Consider the following 23701-nt stretch of genomic DNA (forward strand, 5'->3'; position numbering starts at 1 on the left):
AGCGGCGCGATCCTACAACCGCCCTACAGCCGCCGCATCCAATATTGCAGGCGCTTGGGGCTTTCCTCGGCTTCGCCATGCTCCTTCCAGGAAAGCTCTGTGACGAGGCCCTTCACCGGCTCATAGCCCCGCTTTCTCCAGAAATCGTCGGGCGGCCGGTAATCCGCCGGGCAAGCGGGATCGTTCCTGGGGCGAACCACCGTCGCGAATGCGGCGGTTTCCGCCCCGGCGCGGCGGGCCGCCGCCTCGCGATGGTCGAAGAAGGCATGGCCGATGCCCCTGCCGCGATATTCCGGCAGAAGCGCGCTTTCCCCGAAATAGAACAGCTTGGAAGTATCCAGCCCATGCCGGGTGAAAGGCTCGCGAATATCGGCTTTCTGCGCCCACATCGGGGAGGCGGTGGCGGCGCCGACCAGCTTGCCATCATCATAGACGCAGACCAGGGTGGCATCGGGCGCGGTGGCGAACTCCTTGAAATACTTGAACTCATAGGCGAGATCGCCATCGTAGAGATAAGGATATTCTGCGAACACCGCGATCCGCAGATTGGCGAGCGCCGACAGCGAGGCCGCGATTTCGCTCCCGGTGAGCAAACGCACCTTCAAATCGCCCAATACGATGTTTTCAGCCACCCAGTCACTCATTGCCACATACCCATGTTCTGGCCTATAGGAAGCGCAGAGCGCCCTGGCACAGTGCGACTGGCTCTTTTGTCACGAGCCTGTCGTCAGCCGGGGCGATGTGTTTTCAGGCATTAACTGCCTCGGCAAGGAAGCGTTCCCATGAACCGTCGCCGCCAGATCTACGAAGGCAAGGCAAAGATCCTCTATGAAGGGCCGGAGCCTGGCACCCTGATCCAGTATTTCAAGGACGATGCCACGGCCTTCAACGCGCAGAAGAAAGGCACGATCAACGGCAAGGGCGTGATAAACAACCGTATTTCGGAGCATGTCTTCACGCGGCTTTCACATATCGGCATCCCCACCCATTTCATCCGCCGGCTCAACATGCGCGAGCAGCTGGTGCGCCAGTGCGAAATCATCCCGATCGAGGTGGTGGTGCGCAATATCGCCGCCGGCTCCCTGTCGAAGCGGCTGGGGATCGAGGAAGGGGAGCCTCTGCCCCACACCCTGATCGAATATTACTACAAGGACGACGCGCTGGGCGATCCGCTGATCGCGGAAGAACATATCGCCTGCTTCGGCTGGGCGACGAACGAGGAGATGCAGGACATCTCCTCCATGGCGATCCGCATCAACGATTTCATGTCGGGCATGTTCGCCGCGATCAATATCCGCCTGATCGATTTCAAGCTGGAATTCGGCCGCATCTGGGACGGCGATTACAGCCGCGTGATCCTGGCCGACGAAATCAGCCCGGACGGCTGCCGCCTGTGGGACATGCTCACCGGCGAAAAGCTGGACAAGGATCGCTTCCGCCGCGATCTCGGCGGGGAGGAAGAAGCCTATCAGGAAGTCGCGCGGCGGCTGGGCTTGCTCCAGGACGACGGCACCCCGGGCGAAGTGTTCGACATCAACATCCACCGCAAGCTGCGCAGCAAGAAGTAAGCGCCCGGATTCAGATGCAATAGCGCACCACCGGGCCGCCCAATGCGGCCCGGACCGGGCGCGGCGGCAGCGCATCGCCGTCGATCTGCACCGGCAGCGCGCGGTTGCCCAGTTCCACGGAGCGCACGCTCCAGCTTCTCGTCAGGCCCAGCCTGTCCGTCGGCAAGCCCGCCATCACCGCCAGCGCCACGCCCGCGCAGCGCAGCCGGCCCGCGCGCGGCAGGGTAATCAGCTCGAAACTGTCGGCATCGACCCGCGCCCGCGGCGAGAGCACGAACGGCCCGGCATAGAACCGCCCGCGCGACAGGAATGCGGCCTCGGCGCGAGTGTCGATGGCGCCCCCATCGGCCAGCCCGGCGGCGATGTCGAAACTCTGCCGCGGCCAGTTCCTCAGCAGCTTCAGGCCCGACAGCAGATAGGCATAACGCCCGATCCGCGCCTTGAGGCCCGGCGAGAGATTGGCCACCACCATGCTGTCCGGCCCGACGCTGAGGCACGCCATCACCGGCACTCCTTCGAAGTCGAGCAGAGGCGAACGGACCCAGCTATCCGCGCCGCGCGCCCAGGCCCGAACCACCTGTTGCGCAAACCGCCCCGGATCGCCGGCATATCCCAGCTCGCGCGCAATGAGATTCACGGTTCCCGCCGGATAGATGCACAAGGGCACCTGCCCGGCCCGCTTGCCAAGCGCCCGCGCCACCATCTGCAAGGTGCCGTCGCCGCCATGGACGCAGACCAGGCGCGCATCGTCCGGCACGGCCACGCCATCCGGGCGCGTCATGGCCAGGCGCGGCTGGAAACCGAGGGCGGCGAAGGCATCGGCCATGGCATCCAGCCGCTTCTGGCGGAAATGGCCCGAAGCCGGGTTGTAGACGATGTCGAGCATCATGGGCGGCGCACGCCCGCCTGGCCCGGCCCAGGCGGAACGCCGGCGCACAGGAATGCAGCTCGATCCATCAATTCCCTTCCGGCCATCCGTTTCCCTTCCCGAAGGAGCGGAAATTAGCCGGAACAGATTGAGATTTGGCAAATAGCCGGGCGATGTCATGCAACCGACCCGGTTGCCACGCCCGGCGGCTTGCGGCAGTTAGCCAGCGATGCGCCTTCATACCCTTCTCCCCGCCCTGCTCCTGATCCTGCCGGCCTGCGCCCAGACGGGCGGAGCGCTCGATTCCGCCGCCACGCCGGTCGTCGAAGCCGCGCCTGCGCCGGATTGGGCTTTCCAGGCAAGCGACGTGCCGGTCGATCCGGCCTATCGCTTCGGCAAGCTCGATAACGGCATGCGCTACGCGATCCGCCGCAATACGACGCCTGCGGGAACGGTGGCGGTGCGGATGGAGGTCGGCAGCGGATCGCTGTCCGAAACGGATGCGGAGCGCGGCTACGCCCATTTCGTGGAGCATATGGCCTTCAACGGCTCCACCAATGTGCCCGAGGGCGAAATGGTGAAGCTGCTGGAACGCGAAGGCCTGGCCTTCGGCGCGGACACCAATGCCTATACCAGCTTCCAGCAGACCCATTACCGGCTCGATCTTCCGCGAAACACCCCCGCCTTGCTGGACACCGCCCTGATGATCATGCGCGAAACCGCAGGCGAGTTGACCTTTTCGGAAGAGGCGGTGGCGCGCGAGCGCGGCGTGATCCTGGCGGAGAAGCGGGACCGGAATACCTACCGCTTGCGGGAGCTTGAGGATCAGCTCCGGTTTTCCGTGCCCGACGCGCGCTATGCCCATCGCCTGCCGATCGGCACGACCGAAGCGCTGCAGGCCGCGACCGGCCAGTCGCTGCGCGCCTTCTGGCAGCGGGAATATGTCCCGGCCAACACCACCGTGATCGTGGTGGGCGATTTCGATCCGGACAGCGCAGAGGCCGCGATCAAGGCCCGCTTCGCGGACTGGCGGGCCGCGCCGCCCCCGGCCAAGCCCGATCCCGGCCCGGTGGATTTCAAGCGCAAGGGGCTGACCGGCATCTATATCGACCCTGCCCTGTCGGAGCGCGTCACCGTTTCCCGGCATGGCAAGTGGCTGGACGAGAAGGACAGCATCGCCACCCGGCAAGGGCAGCTTTTGCGGCGGATCGGCTATGAGATCGTCAATCGCAGGCTCAAGCGGCTGGCGCGCCAGCCGGATGCCCCGTTCCGCGACGCGGGCTTCGGCACGGGCGACATCTTCAAGGTGGGGCGAACGACCAGCCTGATCGTGGATGCGGGCGATGGCGAATGGCGCAAGGGCCTGCTGGCCGCCACGCGCGAATATCGCCGGGCGATGGCGTTCGGCTTCACCGAGGCCGAAGTGGCGGAACAGATCATCGCGATCCGCACCGCGACGCAGGATGCCGCGGCGGGCGCCGATACGCGCTCTCACGATACCTACGTCTCGCAAGTGCTGGACCTGCTGCGCGATGACAAGGTTCCGGCCACCCCGCAGAATGCACTGGAGCGTTTCGAGAAATTCGCGCCCGCCATCACCCCCCAGTCGGTCTTCTCCGCCCTTAAGGAAGAAGCCGTGGCCCTCAAGGACCCGCTCATCCGGTTCCAGGGGCGGGTCGCGGTCGCCGGGGGCGAGGATACCCTGCGCGCGGCCTGGAACGAGGCCATGGCGGAACGGCTGGAAAAGGGCGATGCCGCCGCCGCCGGCCAGTTCGGCTATACCGATTTCGGCGCGCCCGGCGCGGTGGTGTCCGATACCAGCCGCACCGATCTCGGCATCCGCCTGATCCGTTTCGCCAATGGGGTGCGACTGAACCTGAAGCGGACCGATCTGGAGAAGGACCGGGTGCGGGTCAGCGTCAATGTGGACGGCGGCCAGATGCTGGAAACGGCGCAGAATCCGCTGGCGACCGACATGGTGTCCTCCCTGCCGTCGGGCGGCCTCGGCAAGCACAGCGAGGACGAACTGGCGACGATCCTGGCCGGACGCAGCGTGGGCCTTTCGATCCAGGACGCGGACCGCAGCTTCGTCATGACCGCGCGGACCACCCCCCGGGATCTCGAACTGCAACTGCAATTGCTGGCGGCCGCGCTGACCGACCCCGGCTATCGCCTTGAGGGGGAACAGCGTTACCGGCGTGGGATCTCGAACTATTTCGCCCGGAAGGATGCCACCCCGGCATCCGCGCTTTCCGCCGCGATCGGCGGCATCCTGTCCGGCAACGACCCGCGCTTCACCCTGCAATCCGAAGAAAGCTATCGCAGCCTGACTTTCGAGAAGCTGCGCAACGACATCTCCGACCGCCTCGCGCATGGCGCCATCGAACTGGCCGTGGTGGGAGATTTCGACGAGCAGGCGATCATCGCGACGGTGGCGAAGACCTTCGGCGCATTGCCGCCGCGCGAGCCGGATTTCCGGCCCTATGAAGACCTGCGCGACCGGCCCTTCACGGCGGATCGGTCACCCCACGCCATCGACCATACCGGCGAAAGCGATCAGGCCGCGCTGCGCCTGGTCTGGCCGACCCGCGACGACAGCGATCCGGTGGAAGCGCTGAAGCTGGCGCTGCTCGAACGGGTGGTCCGGCTGGAACTGACCGACACGCTGCGCGAAAAGCTGGGCAAGGCCTATTCCCCCAGCGCCTCCAGCGATCTGTCGCGCACCTGGCGCGGCTACGGCACTTTCACCATCGCCGTGTCGGTGGATGTCGCGGAGGTGGCGGCCACCCGCGCCGCCATTGCCGAAACCCTTGCCGAATTGCGCGACCGGCCGCTGGACGACGACATCCTGCAGCGCGCGCGCCAACCGATGCTGGAGAGCTTCGACAACGCCTTGAAGAACAATGGCGGCTGGATGGCGCTGGTGGAACACGCGCAGAGCGAGCCTGACCGGATCGATCGCTTCCTGGCCGGAAAGGCGCGGCTGGTGGCCATTTCGGCGGCGGATATTCAGGCGGTCGCGCGCCGGTATCTGACCGCCGGGGATGGGGTGGAGGTGCTGGCCGTTCCACGGGCCAGGCCCGCCGGATAGGCCGCGCCGAGGGCGCGCTCAAAGGCACCGAGCGCGCTCCTGACACTCCCATCCGCGCGCATCCCCCAGTGGGATGCGGCGGGCCGGGCATGGCGAGCGACAATGCATCGATCTATTTAGTGTAACGTTATATCATTCTGCCGTAAGGGATGCCCCCACCTCACATTGATTCGGATAGCCCATGCGCCGCCTGCTCGCCTCCTGCGCCCTTGCCGCCATGATCGTATCAGGCCCCGCGCTCGCGCAGGACCAGCCCGCTGGCCAGCCCCGGCCGGGCCATGATCGCGATCGCCACGACCATGAAACGGACATCGTCGTCACCGGGATCCGCAAGCCGGTCGGCGACGCGCTGGGCGGAGTGTCGATTCTCGACGGCGCCGATCTGGCCCAGCAACTCCGCCCCAGCATCGGAGAGACCCTGGCCAAACAACCGGGCGTGAGCGCCACCAGCTTCGGCCCGACTGCTTCCCGCCCGATCCTGCGCGGGTTGGGCGGGGATCGCATCCGGCTTCTCACCGACGGGATCGGCAGCCTCGATCTGTCGTCATCGAGCGCCGACCATGCGGTCGCCATCAACCCCCTGACCGCCGAACGGATCGAAATCCTGCGCGGGCCGGCGGCGCTGCTGTTCGGTTCCTCGGCCATCGGCGGGGTAATCAATGTGATCGACCGGCGCATTCCCCGGCACGAACCCGAGGCCCCGCTTCATGCGGACGCCATGCTGGGCTACGCCAGCGCGGCGAATGAACGATCCGCCAATCTGGCGGTCGACGTTCCGCTGGGATCGGGCTTCGTTCTCCATGGCGACGGCAATTGGAGCAAGAGCGGGAAGCTGGAAACCGGCGGCCATCTCCTGTCCCGGCCCTTGCGGGAAATCGCCGCCGCCAGCCCCGATTCCGAAATCCGCGAGCTGGCGGAACTGAAAGGGAAATTGCCGAACAGCGCGGCCGAGGCGGACGAGATTTCCGGCGGCCTCGCCTACGCCCGCGACGGGATCAATGCCGGTTTCGCGATCACCCGGCACACCGCGACCTATGGCGTTCCCATCCGCTTCTCGCTGGAGCCGGGGGTGGAAGCGGAAGCGCCGACCATCGACCTCAGGCAAACCCGCTATGACGGGCGGATCGAAGTCCCCGTGGGTGGCTTTCTGGAAAGCGTGAAGCTGCGCGGCGGCTATTCGCGCTATCGCCACGATGAAATCGAGGAAGACGGGGAAATCGGCACCAGCTTCTTCACGCGCGGGGGCGAATTGCGCGCCGAAGCCGTCCAGGCGGATCGAAACGGCTGGGGCGGAACCAGCGGGCTGCAATATGTCGAGAAATCGGTGCGGATCGACGGCGAGGAGAAATTCCTTCCGGACTCGCGCCTGCGCCAGACCGGGCTGTTCACCCTGCAGAGCCTCGCCAGCGGCCCATGGCGCTTCGAAGCCGGGTTGCGCTACGAGCACTCGAAATTGACGGCCGATGCGGATGAGGCGCTGGCCAGCCCGGCCTATTCGCGCAGCTTCGATAGCTGGTCGGCTTCCGTGGGCGCGCTGTTGGAATTTTCGCCCGGCTGGAAGGCCGGCCTGAACCTCGCCCGTTCCGCCCGCGCCCCGGCAATCGACGAATTGTTCGCCAGCGGGCCGCATGCCGGGACGCAAGCCTTTGAAATCGGGGACCCGAATCTCGATTCCGAAAAGAGCATCGGCCTGGAAGCGACGCTGCGCCACAGCAGCGGCCCGCTGAACCTCACGCTCTCCGGCTTCTATTCCCGCTTCACCGATTTCATCTATCTCGCCCCGACCGGCGAAGTGGAAGACGAATTGCCGGTCTATGAATATCGCCAGGGCAGATCGCGCTATTACGGCTTCGAGGCCGAACTGGAAGCACGCCTGCCGCAAGCCTTCGGCATCGAATGGCGGCTCGGCGCGCAGGCGGACATGGTGCGCGCGACGATCCGGGATTATGGCCCCGCGCCACAGACCCCGCCGTTTCGCCTGCTCGGCCGCCTGCAGGGCGCCACCGGGCCGTTCGACGGCGCAATCGAGGTGGAACACGCATTCCGCCAGTCCCGCACCGGACCCAATGAAACCCCGACATCGGCCTATACCCTCGTCAATGCGTCGCTGGAATGGCACCCGATCACCGGCGACCACGCGCTCACGCTCGGCCTGTCCGCGAACAATCTGTTCGATGTCGTCGCCCGGCGTCACGCCAGCCTGCTGAAGGACTATGCGCCACTGGCGGGCCGCGACATCCGCCTGACCCTGAGCGCCGCCTATTGATATGGCATGGCCCTGGGCCTTGCTCCGCGGGCGATTGCGCTGCATAGGCGTGGGCCGAATCCCCTACCCCTTGCGAAAGGCCAGCCGATGAAGGTTCGCGTCCATGTCAGCCTCAAGAACGGGGTGCTCGACCCGCAGGGCCGCGCCATCCATCATGCGCTGGAAGGACTGGGTTTTTCCGGCGTTCAGGATGTGCGCGCAGGCCGCCTGATCGAGCTGGACATCGACGACAGCGTGAGCGATGCGGCGCTGGACGACATGTGCCGCAAGCTCCTCGCCAATATGGTCATCGAAAACTACCGGATCGAGAAGGTGGCCGCATGAGCGGATTTCGCGCCGCCGTCGTCACCTTTCCCGGCTCGAATTGCGACCGGGATCTGGCGGTTGCGCTGGAAAAAGTCTCCGGCAACCCCACCCTGCGGGTCTGGCATGGCGACGCCGAACTGCCGGACCGGCTCGATTTCATCGGGCTGCCGGGCGGCTTTTCCTATGGCGATTATCTGCGCTGCGGGGCGATCGCGTCCCGCTCGCCCGTCATGCAGGCGGTCATCGCGGCGGCCGGGCGCGGCGTTCCGGTGCTCGGGATCTGCAATGGCTTTCAGGTGCTCACGGAAAGCGGGCTGCTGCCGGGCGCGCTGATGCGCAACGCCGGCATCAGCTTCGTATGCCGCACGGTGCCGCTGATCGTCGAGAACGACAGCTCGCTGTTCACCACGGGCTATGACAAGGGGCAGCGGATCGCCATTCCGGTGGCCCATCACGACGGCAATTATTTCGCCGACGACGAAACGCTGGACCGGCTGGAAGGCGAAGGCCGGGTCGCGTTCCGCTATGGCGAGGATTGCAACGGCTCCGCGCGGGACATTGCCGGGGTGCTGAATGCCACGGGCAATGTGCTGGGCATGATGCCCCATCCCGAGCGCGCGCTGGAAGCGGCGCATGGCAGCGCCGATGGCCGGGTGCTGTTCGAAAGCGTGGTCAGGCAGTTCGTCGACGCCTGATTGCGGGAAGGGGCGTTGCTGCGCCCCGCCCTCCTTCGTGCCGAGGCTCAGGCCGCGCCCTGCCGTGAAAACGCGGCGGAAATCGGGCTGCGGAACAGGCCCATTGCCTCCACCGCGGGCATCGGCCGGCCGAAATGGAACCCTTGTATCTTCCGGCAGCCCAGCTCGCGCACCATCAGCACTTCGGATTCCGTCTCGACCCCTTCGGCGGTGGTGGACATGTCGAGGCTGTCGGCCATCGCGACAACCGCGCGAATGATGGCCAGGCTTTCCCGGTTCCCCTGCGCCGCGCCCTGCACGAAGCTGCGGTCGACCTTGATGGTCGAGAAGCGCATCTTGCGCAGATAGCCGAGCGAGGAATAGCCGGTGCCGAAATCGTCGAGCGCCACCCCGCAGCCCAGCGCCATGATCTGCTCCAGCGTGGCGCGGGCGGTGATGTCGTCGCGCACGAAGATGCTCTCCGTCACCTCGATCTCGAGCCGGTGCGGCTCCAGCCCGCTGGTGGAAAGCGCATTGACGACGGTGGAGGAAAAATTCGGGTCCAGCAATTGCTCGCCCGACACATTGACCGCGACCTTCACGGAAGTGGGCCAGTTGCAGGCTTCGCGGCAGGCCTCGCGCAACACCCATTCCCCGATGCTGACGATCAGCCGCGTGTCCTCGGCCAGCGGGATGAACTTGGCCGGGCTGACCAGGCCATGTTCCGGGCTGTTCCAGCGCAGCAGCGCCTCGAAGCCCACGACCATTTCCCCCTGGGCATCGACGACCGGCTGGTAATTCAGCCCGAACTCTCCGCGATCCAGCGCGTGCCGCAAGGAAAGCTCCAGCCTGCGGCGTTCTTCCGCATCCGCGTGCAGCGAAGGCTCGAACACGAAATGGATGCCGCCGCCGTCATCCTTGGCGCGGTAGAGGGCCAGATCCGCATTGCGCATCAGGGTTTCGACGGTGGAGCCGTCTCGCGGCCCGATCGCCGATCCGACGCTGGAGCCGACATACAGCGTATGGTTCTCGACCTCATAGGGTTGCGACAGCCGCTGGATGACGGATCGCGCCACCATGTCCACCCGGTTGAGATCGGAAGCGTCGCGGATGACGATGCCGAACTCGTCGCCGCCGAGCCGTCCGCACAGCTCGTTTTCGGTCATCAGGCTTTTCAGGCGTTCCGACACCCGCGCCAACAACTGATCCCCCACGAGATGGCCCAGCGAATCATTGACCGCCTTGAAGCGATCGAGGTCGATCATCAGGAAGGCGCAGCGCGTCCGCCACTGATCGGCATAGCGCATGGCGTCGCCCAGCGCCTCCATCAGCATCCGCCGGTTGGGCAGCCCGGTCAGCGTATCGTAGCGGGCCAGCCAGGCGATCTTTTCGTTCGATTCACGCTGGGCGGTGACGTCCGAACCGACTCCCCGGAAGCCGATATAGCGCCCATCCTCATCCAGCTTGGGCGTGCCGGACAATTCCCACCAGCGCTCCTGCTTGCCGATGGTCACCTTGACGATCAGATTGGAAAAACTCTCGCGGCGCTTCAGCCGCTCCGCCAGATCGTGCAGGCTTGGCGGGAATTTGCCGGTTTCCCAGGCCTCGCCCGCGATCAGTTGCAGGAAGGGCATGCCGTCGATGTCGTCCGGGTCCTTGCCCAGCGCATAGGCGAAGCGCGGCGAAACCGACCGGACCCTGCGCGAGGTGTCGATCTGCCACAGCCAGTCGGCCTCGCTTTCCTCGAACTCGCGCAGCAGCAGCGAGACGACCGCGCTCTTTTCCGCCACGGCGGATTCGGCCATCCGGGCGGTCAGGTAGATTCGCGCCGAATACAGCGTGCCGATGACGATCAGTGCGGTGAACAGCCCGATCACCGCCGCGATCCCCAACGCACCTTGCCATGAAAAGGCGGCGGCCGAGGCAGCGCCGGTTATGGTGCAGAAGATGATCGGCCCGAGCGGTGTGGGGGAAAGCCAGATCGCTGCGCCCGCCGCCAGCATCGCCGTCAGCGTCCACAAGGCGATGTGGTCGGCCCCGCCGCTCGCGGACGGAAAGAACAGCATGGGCATGGACCAGACCACGGCAGCGACCACGGAGCCGACAATCTGCTCGCGCAATTCCTCGGAACCGACCCGGCGGCGATCCGCATCATCCAGCCGCCGGTCGATCCGGGCCGTGTAATAGAGGACGGCGGCCTGCACCGCGAGCCAGCCCAGCAGGGCGGACAGCGGCACATCGCCGAGGAACAGGCCGACAACCGCAAGCGCGGCGATTGCCTGAGCGGCCACGCGCCCGGGCATTACCTTCGCCAGATGGGCATATTGCAGCCCGCGCAGGCGCACCCAGCCCCCGCTCGCAGGGGTTTTCAGCCCCAGCAACGCCAATGCTGGAACGCTTTCGGGCAGACTCGGCAGATCGGAACGAATGTCGGTCACGCATCCGCGACTAACGGGCAAAGGTTAGGGAGCCGTAAAACCATCCCGGCAAAGCGCGAAGCCCGGGCAACGGGTTCGGCAAACCGCTCGACCCGGACGCCCTTCCGAAAAATAAATACCGAACGGATTACCGGGTTCTTCTATAAACTGCCGCCCAACTTCCTATCGTCGTGACAAATCTTTCGTCAACCGATGGATTTTTCAAACAAGAAGTGAGTTCATCTTTAATTATTTTAATATTTCTCGCTACATTAGCATAACCATTTCCATAGGAATTGGCCAGGGCATACCCCAGAAGATATTCCATGTTCATGGAGAACCTGGCCTTGGTTTCGATTTTCCGGTAAAAATCGAAGCCTAATTTCGCCATCTTTTCCCTGCCCGAAAAATCCCTGCCGCTGGAGACGGTTTTTGCCCCGTATCGCTGGACCACCGACCTGTATCGCTGGACCCATTCGTCCTTCCCGGCCCACTGAGTGGACAGGACGACCACATGCGCATCGCCCTTGAGATTACCGGAAATGATCTTGCGGAGAGGTTCTTCCTCGACCCAATGGAGCGCGCGCCCGACAAGCATATGATCCGCAATCTCGGGAAGCGGGAGCGGCTGCTTGTTAACGTCGGCTTCGTAATATGAGATTTTCTCGCTTCTCGGAGCATGGGCAAGCATTTCGGCGGAACCATCGACCGCGTGGACATGGCGGACATGGTCCTTGATCCCGTTGGCGACTTCTCCGCACCCGCAGCACAAGTCGAGCAAAACCGATCTTTCCGTCAGGGTAAGCGTATCTTTCAAGCCCTCGAAAACCGGCGCGAGATAGGGCGTGCGGAATCTGTAATAGCGGGCCTGCGCGGAATGGGCCGCGATCGGTTCAAAATTCCTGGCTGCGTCCAAGCTCATATCGAATGCCCCCCCAAACTTCCCTTATTCGACCGTAACCGACTTGGCGAGATTGCGGGGCTGGTCGACATCCGTGCCCTTGGCGCAGGCGGTGTGATAGGCCAGCAATTGCACCGGCACCGCATAGACCAGCGGCGCGATCAACGGATGGACCTTGGGCATTTCTATCGTGGCCAGGCAGCCCTCGCCTGCTTCGGCGATCCCCTCGCCATCGGAAATCAGCACGATCTTGCCGCCACGCGCGCGCACTTCCTGCATATTGCTGACGGTCTTCTCGAACAGCGGCCCCGAGGGCGCCAGAACGATGACCGGCACATCCTCGTCGATCAGCGCGATCGGCCCATGCTTCATTTCGCCCGCGGCGTATCCTTCCGCATGGATATAGCTGATTTCCTTAAGTTTCAGCGCGCCCTCTAGCGCCAGAGGATAATCGGGGCCGCGCCCGAGATAGAGCACATCGCGCGCGGGCGCGATGAGATGGGCCATGCCGGCAATATCCTCGTCATGCGCCAGCGCGGCATTGAGCGCCGCCGGCGCTTCAAGCAGATGGCGGACCACCTCGGTTTCCTCGGCCCGGTCCATCCGCCCCTTCTTCACCGCGAGATGCGCGGCCAGGGCGGCAAGCACCGCGAGCTGGCAGGTGAAAGCCTTGGTGGACGCCACCCCGATCTCCGGCCCGGCATGGGTGGGCAGCAGCAAGTCGGCCTCCCGCGCCATGGAACTGGTGGGCACATTGACCACCACGGCGATCTTCTGCCCCTCGGCCCTGGCGTGGCGCAGCGCGGCCAGCGTGTCGGCCGTCTCGCCGGATTGGGAGATGAACAGCGCCAGCCCCCCCTGCTCCAGCACGGGCTGGCGATAGCGGAACTCGCTCGCCACATCGATATCCACCGGAACGCGCGCGAATTGCTCGAACCAGTATTTCGCGACCAGCCCGGCATAATAGCTGGTTCCGCAGGCCACTATGGTGACGCGACGCACACCGGAAAGATCGAAATCCATCTGCGGCAGTGAGATGGATTGTTCGAGCTGGCGGATATAGCTGCGCAAGGTCTGCGCAACGACGATCGGCTGCTCGAAGATCTCCTTCTGCATGAAATGGCGGTAATTGCCTTTCTCGATCGCCGCTGCGGACACGCCCGACGTGGTGATCTCGCGCGTGACGGCATGGTTGTCCCTGTCGAAGATGCGGGCGCCATCGCGAGTAATCACGACCCAGTCGCCTTCTTCCAGATAGGATATCTTCTGGGTGAGCGGAGCCAGCGCCAGCGCATCCGAACCGAGATAGGTTTCGCCATCGCCATAGCCGACGACGAGCGGCGACCCCAGCCGCGCGCCGATCAACAGATTCGGATATTGCCGGAAGGCGATGGCCAGCGCGAAGGCGCCGCGCAGGCGTGGCAGAACCGCCTGCACTGCCTGCTCGGGGGTTTTCCCGGCTTCGATCTGCTCCGAAACGAGATGCGCCACCACTTCGCTGTCGGTTTCGCTTTCGAAATGGCGTCCCCGCGCTTCCAGCTCTTCGCGCAAGCCCTTGAAATTCTCGATGATCCCGTTGTGGACCAGCGCGACTTCCCGCGTGGCATGGGGATGCGCATTGTTCGCGGTGGGCGCGCCATGGGTAGCCCAGCGGGTATGGGCGATGCCCACATTACCGGGCGCGGGGTGCAGTTCGAGTTCGCCGACCAGATTCAGCAGCTTGCCTTCGGCACGGCGGCGCACCAGCGCACCCCCATCTATGGTGCAGACCCCCGCGCTGTCATAACCGCGATATTCCATGCGCCGCAGCCCATCGACCAGCCGGTCGGTGACAGCATGATTTCCGACGATGCCTATGATTCCGCACATGGGGGTTGAGTCCTACAAAATATATGGAACACGAATGCCTGGCATTTCCGCAGGGAAATCCTTGGTATTTCGTGTAATCAGGATGGCGCCGTTCACCTGCGCGGTTGCAAGGATATAGGCGTCCAGCAGTTTCATGCGGGAGCGATGACGGATATCGGCCGCTGCCTCGGCAATGCGGGCGTCCAGCTCGGCGATCTCGAAATTGCCGAGCGCCTGGCGAACGATATCGCGCGCATCGAGGGATTCACCGGCGAGCACTTCCGTCCATACGATGCGGCTCATCTTATGACGCCTGTAACGCCCCAGTTCCACAATCGCTTGCGGCTTCCGCTTGAGCCAGTCGATCACGATATTCGTGTCGAAGAAGGGATCGGCCACGGATCAGAGGTCTTCGTAAGGTCGGCGATCTTCGCGCATCGCCCGCTGGTATTCAACGCCGTCGGGAATATCCGCGCGGTCGGCCCACAAGCCGGCCCAGCGCTCGATCCAATCATTGTTATCCGCGTGCTGCACCAGATAGAGCTTCACCGCTTCGCGAATGACGGCCGCCCGCGAACGCTTGCTTCTTGCGACCAGCGCATCGAGCTTCTTGATGTCTTCATCGGGAATATCGACCAGCGTTCTCATGCGTCCATTTCCAATCTTCGCCAGTGCCGGCGGCGAACAAGTCAGGTTTAAGCAGAATGATATATTGATATCATATCACGATATCATCGTCAAACCTGCCGCTCTAAAAGGACAGATCGCTTATCTTTTTTCCGCCTTTTTCTTCTTCATCGCGTCGTGGAAACGATCCGCCCAGCCCGGCTTCACCAACTGCTCGGCCCGCACCATGCGCAATTCGCCATCGTCCACATCGCGGCTGACCGCGCTGCCGGCGGCGACGATGGCGTCCGCCCCGATCCGGACCGGCGCGATCAACGCGCTGTTCGAGCCGATGAAGGCGCGCTCGCCAATCACCGTCCTGTGCTTGAAATAGCCGTCGTAATTGCAGGTGATCGTGCCCGCCCCGATATTTGCCCCTGCCCCCACCTCGGCATCGCCAAGATAGGTCAGGTGATTGGCCTTGGCGCCCGGGCCGAGCACCGCCTGCTTCATTTCAACGAAATTTCCGATCTTCGCGCCTTCCCGCAGCACGGCCCCCGGGCGCAATCTGGCAAACGGCCCCACTTCCACGCCAGTGGAAAGGCTCGCCCCCTCCAGATGGCAGAAGGCATGGATCACGACGCCGTCCGCCACCGTCACCCCCGGCCCGAACACTACATTGGGTTCCACGGTCACGTCCCGGCCCAGCTCGGTATCCCATGAGAAGAACACCGTTTCGGGCGCGATCAGCGTGGCGCCATCAGCCATCGCCCGCGCGCGGCGGCGCGCCTGCCAGCGGCTTTCCGCCTCCGCCAGCTCGGACCGGCTGTTGATGCCCGCCACTTCATCCGGATCGTCCGTCACCACCACCGCGCAGGCCCGTCCATCCGCATTGGCGATGTTGACGATATCGACGAGGTAATATTCGCCCTGGGAGTTCCGGTTGTCGACGCGCGCCAGCAATCCGAACAGATCCGCCGCGCGCACCGCCATCAGCCCGGAATTGCAGAGCCGGCAGCCGCGTTCTTCCTCGGTGGCATCCTTGTGCTCGACCATCCGCAGGATGCGGTCGCCATCGGCGATGATCCGCCCATATTGCAGCGTATCCTCCGGCTCGAAGCCCAGCACCACCACCGCCGGCGCATCTTCCGCGTTCAGCCGGTCCAGCATGGCGCGCATCGTGGCGGCTTCGACAAAGGGCACATCGCCATAGAGGATGAGCACATCGCCAGCGAAAGCGCCCAAAGCGCCCTCCGCCTGCCGCACGGCATGGCCGGTCCCCAGCTGAGGGTCCTGCACCGCCAGTTCCGCGCGACCGCCAAGCTGCGCTTCGAGCTGGTCGCGCCCATCGCCGACCACCACGACCATGCGCTCCGGCGCCAGCTCGCCAACCGAGGCGAGCAGATGTTCGAGCATCGGGCGCCCCGCCACGGGATGCAGGACCTTGTGGCGCTGGCTCTTCATTCGGGTGCCCTTGCCCGCAGCAAGGATAATCGCGGCAACTGGTCTCATGTGACGAGGCCATGCCACCATTCTCTTGCGGTTTCCATAATCACGCGGCACTTGCCCACCGCATGACAGACTTTCCCTTTGCCGTGATCGGCTTCGACCTCGACGGAACCCTCGTCGATTCCTCCGCGGACATCGCCGCGGCAGCGAATCACGTGCTCACACTGGCGGGGCGCCCGAACCTGCCCGTGCCGGAACTGGCGGGCATGATCGGGAACGGCTCGCGCCTGTTGCTGGAGCGCGCATTCCGCCGCACCGGCGGCGAAGTGAGCCGGGACGAGATGCGGCCCTACGTCGATGCCTTCATGGATTTCTACGGCGCCAATCTGTGCATTCACACCAAGCCTTATCCGGGCTGCGTGGACGCGCTGGACGAGCTGGCGGAACTGGGCTGCACGCTTGCCGTGGTCACCAACAAGTTCGAAGCCTTCGCTTCGTCCCTGCTCGATCAGCTCGGTCTGCTCGGCAGGTTCGCAACGGTGATCGGCGGCGATACGCTGGGGCCGGGCCGCAGCAAGCCCGAGCCGGACCCAATCCACGAAATGATGACGCGCTGCGGCGGCGGGACGACCGCCTTCGTCGGCGACACCACCACCGATGTGCGGGCGACCACCGCCGCCGGCATCCCCTGCGTCGCGGTCAGCTTCGGCTTCAACGACCTGCCGCCGCATGAGCTTGGCGCCAAGGCGGTGATCGAGCATTTTAACGCGCTGATCCCGACTCTCCGGACGATCTGAACCGAATCGGGCGAAGGGCGCGCACCCTGTGCCCAAGGCGGGGACGATCAATGACGCCTCACGTCACGCGCCCCGCCGCCCGGCCAGCACGGTTGCCAGCCATCCGCAGCCATGCCATCGCGCGTTCCTTTCCCGCCACCGGAGCGCCGCAATGACAATCAGTTTCGCCGGAAGAGTTGCTATCGTAACGGGGGCCGGAGGCGGACTTGGCCGCGCCTATGCCCTCGAACTCGCGCGTCGTGGCGCGAAGGTGGTGGTCAATGACCTGGGCGGCGCCCGCGACGGCATCGGCGCTTCGGATGCGGCGGAACGGGTCGTCGCGGAAATTCTCTCCGAAGGCGGCGAGGCGATGGCGCATGGCGGCTCCGTCTCCGACTATGCGCAAATGCAGGACATGGTCGCGCAGGCGAAGGCCCGATGGGGCGGCGTCCATATCCTGATAAACAATGCGGGCATCCTGCGGGACAAGAGCTTCCTCAAGATGGCGCCCGAGGATTTCGAGATGGTGGTCAAGGTCCATCTGATCGGCGCCGCATTCGCCAGCAAGGCCTGCTGGGAAGTGATGCGGGAGCAAGGCTATGGCCGGATTCTGATGACGACCAGTTCGAGCGGCCTGTTCGGCAATTTCGGCCAGAGCAACTATGCGGCGGCCAAGGCCGGGCTGGTGGGCCTGGCCAAGACTCTCTACCTCGAAGGGGCGAGATACGACATCCGCGTCAATGCGATTGCGCCGCTGGCCGCCACGCGCATGACGGAAGACATCTATCCCGAACAGGTGCTCGAACAGTTCAAGCCGGAGAATGTGGTGCCCGCCGCCCTGTTCCTGGTGAGCGAGGATGCCCCGACCAACGCCATCGTCGGCGCGGCGGCGGGCGGATACCATGCGTCATGGATCAGCATGAACCAGCCGGTCATCCTTTCCGAAGCGGAACGCACCGTGGAAGGATTCGCCGCGAACTGGGACCGCATCTCGCGCCGCGAGAACATTCTGCTGCCGCAATCGGGGCCGGAGCAGGGAGAGCTTATCCTGGCCCAGATCGCCAGTGGCGGACAGGCAGGGCGATAGCGGGCGCTATCTTTCCACGACCTTGAGCAGGCGCCGCTCGATCGGCGCGAGCACCCCGAGCAGTTCGTGCCCGCGCTTCAGCACCTGCCCGGCTTCTCCGTAGAGCGTCCACATGCCCTGACGCCCGCGCAGGGCCGGCCGCTTCTCGATCCGGAACTGCGGGCGTTCGGCGGTGCGGCGGAAAGCAGCGAAACTCGCCATTTCCCGCTCGAAATCCATGGCATAGTCGCGCCATTCGCCGGCGGCGACCATCCGGCCATACAAATCGAGAATGCGCTGTATTTCCGGGCGTTCGAAACCCACTTGCAAGGCTGCGCGGCCAGGAAACGCCAATACGCTGGCGCCCTGCTGGCCAGCCGCCGTCAACCGCCCACCTCGCTCCGCCGGTGCTCGTCGTCACCCGACGCCTCAGCAATCAGCAGGGAACGCAATGCCTCCACCTGGGACTTGAGCGAGGCCAGCTCTTCCTCCAGCTCCTCCACCCGGCTCAGCCCTGGCTCGCAAGGGTCCTTGCAGGGCGTCCCATAGGGCACGAAATCCTGCTGCCAGGTTTCAGCCGCCACCAGGGTGGAGCGCGCTTTCACGCCCACCATGGTCGCGCCGTCGGGAACCTCATCGGTAACTACCGCATTGGCGCCGATCCGCGCCCGGTTCCCCACCGTGATCGGCCCCAGGATCTGCGCCCCGGAGCCGACGATCACATCGTTCAGCAAGGTGGGATGGCGTTTGCCGGCCTTGCCGTTCGTGGGATTGGTGCCCCCGAGCGTGACGCAGGGGTAGATCGTCACATTGTCTCCGATCTCGGCCGTCTCCCCGATGGTGACGAAGCCGTGATCGATGAAAAGATGCCGGCCGATCCGCGCGCCGGGGTGAATATCGATCGCGGTCAGCGTGCGCGACAGATGGTTGACCATGCGCGCCAGCAGATAGAGCCGGCCGACATAGAGCCAGTGGGCCATGCGATGGAAGCCAAGGGCGATCACGCCGGGATAGAAGATGATTTCCCAGCGCGAGCGCGGCGCGGGGTCCCGCGCCCGGATGGAGTCCAGATAGTTGGTCAGCCCGACAAACATAACAGATCCTAATTTTCGCACCAATTCAAGGTCAAAGCAAGCGCGGTTGCGCCGTTCCCCGTACAGCTTCCAATGCATCGCGCCAGATCGAAAGCGTGGGCGCCTGCTTGCGCTCAAGACTCAAACGGTCGATCATGGCAACCAGCGCCTCAATCTCCGCGTAGCTTCTGGCAGTGCGAAGTGAAAGATAAGTAAGCGCGCTCTCGCCCAGAACAAGGCTGCGCTGCTCGGCCTGCGCCTCCAGCAGCCCCGCGATCTCCTCATCCTCGGGCTGCCCGATGACGAGATGCAGCGCGGCGCCGATGCGGGAGCGCAGATCGGGCAGCGATATGTCCCAGTTCGGACTTTTCGTAACGAGCAGCAGCGGCGTGCCGCTTTCCTGGGCGCGGTTCCAGCGATGGAACAGGCCGGTTTCGGGAAGGCTGTCCGCATCGTCGATCGTATCGCCCTTGCCGGTCTGCGCGAACCAGCGGGCGATCAGCGACTTGCCGGAACGCGGCGGACCGCTCATCACCGCGGTCCTGAACGGCCAGCTCTCGGGCGAGGACAGCCCCTCCAGCACATGCGCGTTGGAAGGGCCGACGATGATCCGCGCCGGTTCCCGGCCCGGTCCCTCGCCCAGGGGCAAGGCGAACTGCGACATGCCGCTATCGCCTGATGCTGAGGACCGCAGTGCCTTGCGTGACTTGCCAGCCACGGGCGCGCAGCGCCGCCGCAAGCCCGTCAAGACCGCCGGTATAGCTCACGCTCATGACCGAGGTTCCACCCAAGGCAATACTGGTGGTTGCCGCGCCCTGGACGCCGGGCGTCCCGCGCACGGAAGCCAGCGCGCTGTCGACCGCGGCCGCATCCGGGGTCACGAACTGCACCGTGAAGCTCGAAACCCCCTGGGCGGGCGTGGTGGATATGACAGCGCCGCTTTCCGTTCCGCTGCTCCGCGCACTCTGGGCGGCGGCATCAGCGCGGCGCGCTTCTTCGAGCAGGGCCTTGACCGCCGGGCTCATATCCAGCTTGTCGAGCGCCAGCGTGGGATCGGGCTGCAGCACTCCGCCGCGCAGCGCCGCCGTATAGATCTGGTCGAACCGGTCCCGCGCCTGCGCCAGCATCGCGGGCACGCCGTCTTCGTCGGGCGCGGTCAGGGTAAAGCTCTGGAGAAACTTGTTGTCGGGGCCGTAGCGTGCCGTGAACGTGCCCTTCACCGGGCCGCCGGGATATTGCCGCTCGAGGCGGGCGATGGCCATTATCACGTCGGACGCGCCGAACTGGTCGAGGATATTGCGCCACCAGGTCCGGCTGCGGCGCCCGAGCTGCCCCGCCGTAATCAGCAGCGAATCGGCCCCTGCGCCGGAGGGGCGGACATAATCGATCGCGCTCGCGCCCGTCTGATATTCGGCCCAGACCTGCTGCCACGGATTGCGCATTTCATAGACCATGCTCGCACCGGCGGAATCCAGCACCGGAATCAGCAGCAGCGGCGCGGAGCGCGCGCGTTCCCCGCTCGCGCCGAGATATTGCGTCGCGCGGCCACGATCGAAAATGACGCCCAGCGTGGCGACATAATGGCGCGGCCCGATCTGCTCGCGCTGCACCACGATCGCCGATACCAGGGAATCGAGCTGGGAATCGCTGATCTTCGGCCCGCCCAGCTTCTCCCAGGCCTTGCGCTGGGCAACCCGCCAGCCTTCCTCGCGCGCTTCCTGCGCCGTCTTGGCGGTGACGTTCACCGTGATCCCGTCGATCTCGATATCGGTCGTGCTGGCCAGGGGCGCGATCCCGCGGTCCCCTTCGACCTGGGCGAAAAGCCCGTCCCGCGCCGCGAATGCCAGCGCCACCGCCACGGCGAGCAGCAGGGCGGCCAATACAATCTGACGCGGGGACAGCGTGCGAAGGGTGGGAAAATAATAGGCCATGGACAAATCTGGCTGCCTTTTGCCGAAACGGAGGTGGAAATCCAAGCCGTAAAGCGATTGCGGGAACGATGAGCGGGCGATAAGGCCCCGGCGATGGCAGGCGAACAATCCTATAGCTACGAGCAGGCCGGCGTTTCGATTGCCGCCGGCAATGCACTGGTAAGGGCGATCGGCCCGCTTGTGAAGGCCACCGCGCGCCCTGGCGCCGATGCGGAACTGGGCGGCTTCGGCGGCTTCTTCGATCCCAAAGCCGCCGGCTATTCCGATCCGCTGCTGGTCGCCGCCAACGATGGCGTGGGCACCAAGGTCAAGCTGGCCATCGACCATGACCGGCATGACACGATCGGCATCGATCTGGTGGCGATGTGCGTGAACGACCTGATCGTGCAGGGCGCGGAACCGCTGTTCTTCCTGGACTATTTTGCCACAGGCAAGCTCGACAACGGCGTGGCCCAGCGAGTCGTCGCCAGCATCGCAGATGGCTGCAAGCTGGCCGGCTGCGCGCTGATCGGCGGCGAAACCGCGGAAATGCCCGGCATGTATGCGGCGGGCGACTACGATCTCGCCGGGTTCTGCGTTGGCGCGGTCGAGCGTGGCGAGCAATTGACCGGCGACAAGGTGGCCGAGGGGGATGTCCTGCTCGGCCTCGCATCGTCAGGGGTGCATTCCAACGGCTACTCGCTGGTCCGGCGCCTAGCGGCGGACAAGGGCTGGAAGCTGGACCGCCCCGCCCTGTTCGACCAGGAAAAGCTGCTGATCGACGCGCTGATAGAGCCGACGCGGATATACGTCGCCAGCCTGCTGCCGATCATCCGGCAAGGCAGGATTCATGCCCTCGCCCACATCACCGGCGGCGGCCTGCTCGAGAATGTGCCCCGGGTCCTTCCCGCCGGGCTTCACGCCACGATCGAAGCGGATGCGTGGGAACAGCCGAGGCTGATGGCCTTCCTGCAGGCGCAGGGCAACATCGAGCCGGCCGAGATGGCGCGCACCTTCAATTGCGGGATCGGAATGGTCCTGGCCGTCGCGCCGGACCAGGCCGATGCGATCGCCGCGGATCTCCGGCAGGCAGGCGAAACGGTGTTTCGCATCGGCGGGATCGGCACGGGCCAGCGGGGCTGCACCGTGAAGGGCGCCGCCGGATGCTGGAGCGGACAGGATGACTGGACGGCGACCCACCATGCATAAGGCGCGCGTCGCGGTTCTGATCTCCGGAACCGGCACCAACATGGCCGCGCTCGTCTATGCCGCGAAGGCCAGCGACTGCCCGTTCGAGATCGTGCTGGTCGCCAGCAACAATCCGGATGCGCCGGGCCTGCAGCTCGCGGCAGGCGAAGGCATCGAGACTTTCGCTCATTCCCATCGCGACATGACGCGCGAAGCGCATGACGCGATGATGCATGAGGCCCTGATCGTCGCGGGCGCGGATTATGTCGCCCTGGCGGGCTACATGCGCATCCTGACGCCCGGATTCGTGGCGAAATGGGAAGGCCGGATGGTGAACATCCATCCCAGCCTGCTACCCAGATACAAGGGCCTTCATACCCATGAGCGCGCGCTGGCAGCGGGCGACAGCCATGGCGGTTGCTCGGTCCACCTCGTGACCGTGGAGCTGGATGACGGGCCGGTGCTGGGCCAGACTCCGGTGGCGATCCTGCCCGGCGATACACCGGATACGCTGGCCGCGCGCGTGCTGATCGCGGAGCACCAGCTTTACAGCCGCTGCCTTGGGCGGCTCGTGCGGGGTGAGCACGAGGACGCCGAAGTCTCCATCGGCGCCTGAGCGCGGCTCGATAGCCCGCATAGGGCAAGACGATTCCCGAAAATCGAAAAAGGCCGCCCCTTGCGGAGCGGCCCGATTCTCGCACGGCAATCGTCGTGGCGTTCAGCCTACGATTTCTTCCGGCTTGAAGAAGAAGTCGATTTCGATCTTCGCGTTCTCTTCGCTGTCCGAACCATGGACGGAGTTCGCCTCGATGCTTTCGGCAAAAGTCTTGCGGATCGTGCCCTCGGCGGCATCGGCCGGATTGGTCGCGCCCATGATGTCACGGTTGCGCTTCACCGCATCCTCGCCTTCGAGCACCTGCACGACGACCGGCCCGGAGGTCATGAATTGCACCAGCTCGCCGAAGAAGGGGCGTTCCTTGTGGACGGCATAGAAACCCTCGGCCTGTTCGCGGCTCATATGGATGCGCTTGGATGCGACGACGCGCAGGCCCGCTTCTTCCAGCATCCTGGTTACCGCGCCGGTCAGGTTGCGGCGGGTGGCATCGGGCTTGATGATCGAAAAGGTGCGGGTAACCGCCATCATGCGTTCCTTGGGTCAGTTGTTATGGGATTTGCGCGCGCCCCTAGCCGGGAAAATGCTGCGTCGCAAGGTCGGGCATGATGCCGGTGCCGATACCGCCCCTGTTGGCGCCGCTTCGCTATGGCCCTTCGCGCCATTTGCCGCCATCCTGCTTCCAGAACCGGCGATCAGCGCCCTCCTTTTCGCCCAGCATCCGCCAGCAGGCGCGGGCGCCGTCGATCTCCGCTTCCCCGAACAGCAGGAACACGCGCTCGAAAGTTTCGGCCTCGCCCCGCCATTGCCCATCGGCGAACGCGACGAAGCGCGCGCCGTTCACCGGCTCGACCCGGTCCGAAAGCAGGACCGGCTGCCGCGCCGCATGGGGGGCATCGACGCGGCCATGCGCCAGGAAGGCTTCCGGCTGACTCTCCCACAGGGCATCGTCGATCCGCTCGAGCGCGGCGGGATCGGACGATACCACCAGCAAGCGCTCGCCCGCGTTCAATGTGGCGCGCGCCAGCAAGGGCACCACCAGTTCGGCGGGATCGCGCGACAGCTGGTAGAAATCCACTCG

22 protein-coding genes and 1 pseudogene are annotated in these 23701 nt (G+C 65.0%); 9 read left to right on the forward strand and 14 right to left on the reverse strand.

Translation table 11 applies throughout. The features are described from left to right. Positions 1-23: 23 nt before the first annotated feature. Complete coding sequence (locus U8326_RS09325) at positions 24-632, reverse strand: GNAT family N-acetyltransferase (RefSeq protein ID WP_416385466.1); 609 nt, start codon at positions 630-632, stop codon at positions 24-26. Positions 633-782: 150 nt separating this feature from the next. Here U8326_RS09325 and purC point away from each other — a divergent pair, with 150 nt between their 5' ends. Further along, complete coding sequence (purC, locus tag U8326_RS09330) at positions 783-1568, forward strand: phosphoribosylaminoimidazolesuccinocarboxamide synthase (RefSeq protein ID WP_324739916.1); 786 nt, start codon at positions 783-785, stop codon at positions 1566-1568. A 10-nt stretch (positions 1569-1578) separates the two neighbouring features. On the opposite strand, the gene U8326_RS09335 is transcribed toward purC, so the two are convergent. After that, positions 1579-2457, reverse strand: coding sequence for a diacylglycerol/lipid kinase family protein (locus tag U8326_RS09335; protein ID WP_324739917.1), 879 nt, complete (start codon positions 2455-2457; stop codon positions 1579-1581). Positions 2458-2665: 208 nt separating this feature from the next. Between U8326_RS09335 and U8326_RS09340 the strand changes: the two genes are divergently transcribed. The 4 genes from U8326_RS09340 to purQ all read left to right on the forward strand — a co-directional run bounded on the left by U8326_RS09340 (position 2666) and on the right by purQ (position 8794). Continuing rightward, positions 2666-5527: an insulinase family protein gene (locus tag U8326_RS09340; RefSeq protein ID WP_324739918.1), complete on the forward strand. Its 2862-nt coding sequence runs from the start codon at positions 2666-2668 to the stop codon at positions 5525-5527. Positions 5528-5708: 181 nt separating this feature from the next. After that, positions 5709-7793, forward strand: coding sequence for a TonB-dependent receptor (locus U8326_RS09345; RefSeq protein WP_324739920.1), 2085 nt, complete (start codon positions 5709-5711; stop codon positions 7791-7793). Positions 7794-7880: 87 nt separating this feature from the next. After that, positions 7881-8117: a phosphoribosylformylglycinamidine synthase subunit PurS gene (gene purS, locus U8326_RS09350; RefSeq protein WP_324739921.1), complete on the forward strand. Its 237-nt coding sequence runs from the start codon at positions 7881-7883 to the stop codon at positions 8115-8117. After that, positions 8114-8794: a phosphoribosylformylglycinamidine synthase subunit PurQ gene (gene purQ / locus U8326_RS09355; RefSeq protein WP_324739922.1), complete on the forward strand. Its 681-nt coding sequence runs from the start codon at positions 8114-8116 to the stop codon at positions 8792-8794. Before purS ends, purQ begins: the two co-directional genes overlap by 4 nt. Before the next feature lie 47 nt (positions 8795-8841). Here purQ and U8326_RS09360 read toward each other — a convergent pair whose 3' ends face one another. The 6 genes from U8326_RS09360 to glmU form a co-directional block, all read right to left on the reverse strand. Further along, complete coding sequence (locus U8326_RS09360; protein ID WP_324739923.1) at positions 8842-11211, reverse strand: putative bifunctional diguanylate cyclase/phosphodiesterase; 2370 nt, start codon at positions 11209-11211, stop codon at positions 8842-8844. 127 nt (positions 11212-11338) lie between these two features. Beyond that, complete coding sequence (locus tag U8326_RS09365) at positions 11339-12112, reverse strand: class I SAM-dependent methyltransferase (protein ID WP_324739924.1); 774 nt, start codon at positions 12110-12112, stop codon at positions 11339-11341. 24 nt (positions 12113-12136) lie between these two features. Next, a complete protein-coding gene (gene glmS / locus U8326_RS09370) occupies positions 12137-13960 on the reverse strand; it encodes a glutamine--fructose-6-phosphate transaminase (isomerizing) (protein ID WP_324739925.1) in 1824 nt (607 codons plus the stop codon). Positions 13961-13972: 12 nt separating this feature from the next. Continuing rightward, entirely contained in the window at positions 13973-14338 is a 366-nt protein-coding gene (locus tag U8326_RS09375; RefSeq protein WP_324739926.1) for a type II toxin-antitoxin system VapC family toxin, read from the reverse strand. A 3-nt stretch (positions 14339-14341) separates the two neighbouring features. After that, positions 14342-14587 (reverse strand): ribbon-helix-helix domain-containing protein, encoded by a 246-nt coding sequence (locus U8326_RS09380; protein ID WP_324739927.1) that lies wholly within the window; start codon positions 14585-14587, stop codon positions 14342-14344. Between the two features lie 120 nt (positions 14588-14707). After that, positions 14708-16057, reverse strand: coding sequence for a bifunctional UDP-N-acetylglucosamine diphosphorylase/glucosamine-1-phosphate N-acetyltransferase GlmU (gene glmU, locus U8326_RS09385; RefSeq protein WP_324739928.1), 1350 nt, complete (start codon positions 16055-16057; stop codon positions 14708-14710). 62 nt (positions 16058-16119) lie between these two features. On the opposite strand from glmU, the gene U8326_RS09390 reads away from it, so the two are divergent. Both U8326_RS09390 and U8326_RS09395 read left to right on the forward strand, forming a co-directional pair. Next, a complete protein-coding gene (locus U8326_RS09390) occupies positions 16120-16791 on the forward strand; it encodes an HAD-IA family hydrolase (protein ID WP_324739930.1) in 672 nt (223 codons plus the stop codon). Between the two features lie 151 nt (positions 16792-16942). Continuing rightward, positions 16943-17857: an SDR family NAD(P)-dependent oxidoreductase gene (locus U8326_RS09395; RefSeq protein WP_324739931.1), complete on the forward strand. Its 915-nt coding sequence runs from the start codon at positions 16943-16945 to the stop codon at positions 17855-17857. A 6-nt stretch (positions 17858-17863) separates the two neighbouring features. Here the strand turns inward: U8326_RS09395 and U8326_RS09400 are convergent, their stop codons facing one another. Genes U8326_RS09400 through U8326_RS09415 form a run of 4 tightly spaced genes read right to left on the reverse strand, consistent with a single transcriptional unit; the run spans position 17864 to position 20840 of the window. Continuing rightward, positions 17864-18160 (reverse strand): DUF2794 domain-containing protein, encoded by a 297-nt coding sequence (locus U8326_RS09400; protein ID WP_324739933.1) that lies wholly within the window; start codon positions 18158-18160, stop codon positions 17864-17866. A gap of 59 nt (positions 18161-18219) precedes the next feature. Continuing rightward, positions 18220-18930 carry a serine O-acetyltransferase EpsC gene (gene epsC / locus U8326_RS09405; RefSeq protein WP_324739934.1) on the reverse strand — a complete coding sequence of 237 codons (711 nt, stop codon included), beginning with the start codon at positions 18928-18930 and terminating at the stop codon, positions 18220-18222. Positions 18931-18961: 31 nt separating this feature from the next. Continuing rightward, positions 18962-19573, reverse strand: a complete 612-nt coding sequence (locus tag U8326_RS09410) for an ATPase (protein ID WP_324739935.1) — start codon at positions 19571-19573, stop codon at positions 18962-18964. A 4-nt stretch (positions 19574-19577) separates the two neighbouring features. Beyond that, positions 19578-20840 (reverse strand): heavy-metal-associated domain-containing protein, encoded by a 1263-nt coding sequence (locus U8326_RS09415; RefSeq protein WP_324739937.1) that lies wholly within the window; start codon positions 20838-20840, stop codon positions 19578-19580. Positions 20841-20933: 93 nt separating this feature from the next. Here U8326_RS09415 and purM point away from each other — a divergent pair, with 93 nt between their 5' ends. Next, entirely contained in the window at positions 20934-22028 is a 1095-nt protein-coding gene (purM, locus tag U8326_RS09420) for a phosphoribosylformylglycinamidine cyclo-ligase (protein ID WP_324739938.1), read from the forward strand. Then, a pseudogene (gene purN, locus U8326_RS09425) lies at positions 22021-22596 on the forward strand (phosphoribosylglycinamide formyltransferase); the annotation flags it as partial. The gene purM and the pseudogene purN, both read left to right, overlap by 8 nt. Before the next feature lie 129 nt (positions 22597-22725). Here the strand turns inward: purN and ndk are convergent. After that, complete coding sequence (gene ndk, locus U8326_RS09430; RefSeq protein ID WP_324743571.1) at positions 22726-23148, reverse strand: nucleoside-diphosphate kinase; 423 nt, start codon at positions 23146-23148, stop codon at positions 22726-22728. 118 nt (positions 23149-23266) lie between these two features. Then, entirely contained in the window at positions 23267-23698 is a 432-nt protein-coding gene (locus tag U8326_RS09435; protein ID WP_324739941.1) for a DNA polymerase III subunit chi, read from the reverse strand. Positions 23699-23701: the final 3 nt, after the last annotated feature.

The sequence above is a fragment of the Tsuneonella sp. CC-YZS046 genome, assembly GCF_035581365.1.
Taxonomy (GTDB): Bacteria; Pseudomonadota; Alphaproteobacteria; order Sphingomonadales; family Sphingomonadaceae; genus JAWKXU01.

Excerpts from the sequence above, each read along its gene's own strand:
- ndk (WP_324743571.1), bottom strand. The coding sequence starts at position 23,148 with ATGGCGGTTACCCGCACCTTTTCGATCATCAAGCCCGATGCCACCCGC.
- purC (WP_324739916.1), top strand. The coding sequence starts at position 783 with ATGAACCGTCGCCGCCAGATCTACGAAGGCAAGGCAAAGATCCTCTAT.
- epsC (WP_324739934.1), bottom strand. The coding sequence starts at position 18,930 with ATGTTTGTCGGGCTGACCAACTATCTGGACTCCATCCGGGCGCGGGAC.
- purM (WP_324739938.1), top strand. The coding sequence starts at position 20,934 with ATGGCAGGCGAACAATCCTATAGCTACGAGCAGGCCGGCGTTTCGATT.
- purS (WP_324739921.1), top strand. The coding sequence starts at position 7,881 with ATGAAGGTTCGCGTCCATGTCAGCCTCAAGAACGGGGTGCTCGACCCG.
- U8326_RS09340 (WP_324739918.1), top strand. The coding sequence starts at position 2,666 with ATGCGCCTTCATACCCTTCTCCCCGCCCTGCTCCTGATCCTGCCGGCC.
- U8326_RS09365 (WP_324739924.1), bottom strand. The coding sequence starts at position 12,112 with ATGAGCTTGGACGCAGCCAGGAATTTTGAACCGATCGCGGCCCATTCC.
- U8326_RS09390 (WP_324739930.1), top strand. The coding sequence starts at position 16,120 with ATGACAGACTTTCCCTTTGCCGTGATCGGCTTCGACCTCGACGGAACC.
- glmS (WP_324739925.1), bottom strand. The coding sequence starts at position 13,960 with ATGTGCGGAATCATAGGCATCGTCGGAAATCATGCTGTCACCGACCGG.
- U8326_RS09410 (WP_324739935.1), bottom strand. The coding sequence starts at position 19,573 with ATGTCGCAGTTCGCCTTGCCCCTGGGCGAGGGACCGGGCCGGGAACCG.
- U8326_RS09335 (WP_324739917.1), bottom strand. The coding sequence starts at position 2,457 with ATGATGCTCGACATCGTCTACAACCCGGCTTCGGGCCATTTCCGCCAG.
- U8326_RS09415 (WP_324739937.1), bottom strand. The coding sequence starts at position 20,840 with ATGGCCTATTATTTTCCCACCCTTCGCACGCTGTCCCCGCGTCAGATT.
- glmU (WP_324739928.1), bottom strand. The coding sequence starts at position 16,057 with ATGAGACCAGTTGCCGCGATTATCCTTGCTGCGGGCAAGGGCACCCGA.
- U8326_RS09380 (WP_324739927.1), bottom strand. The coding sequence starts at position 14,587 with ATGAGAACGCTGGTCGATATTCCCGATGAAGACATCAAGAAGCTCGAT.
- U8326_RS09345 (WP_324739920.1), top strand. The coding sequence starts at position 5,709 with ATGCGCCGCCTGCTCGCCTCCTGCGCCCTTGCCGCCATGATCGTATCA.
- purQ (WP_324739922.1), top strand. The coding sequence starts at position 8,114 with ATGAGCGGATTTCGCGCCGCCGTCGTCACCTTTCCCGGCTCGAATTGC.
- U8326_RS09395 (WP_324739931.1), top strand. The coding sequence starts at position 16,943 with ATGACAATCAGTTTCGCCGGAAGAGTTGCTATCGTAACGGGGGCCGGA.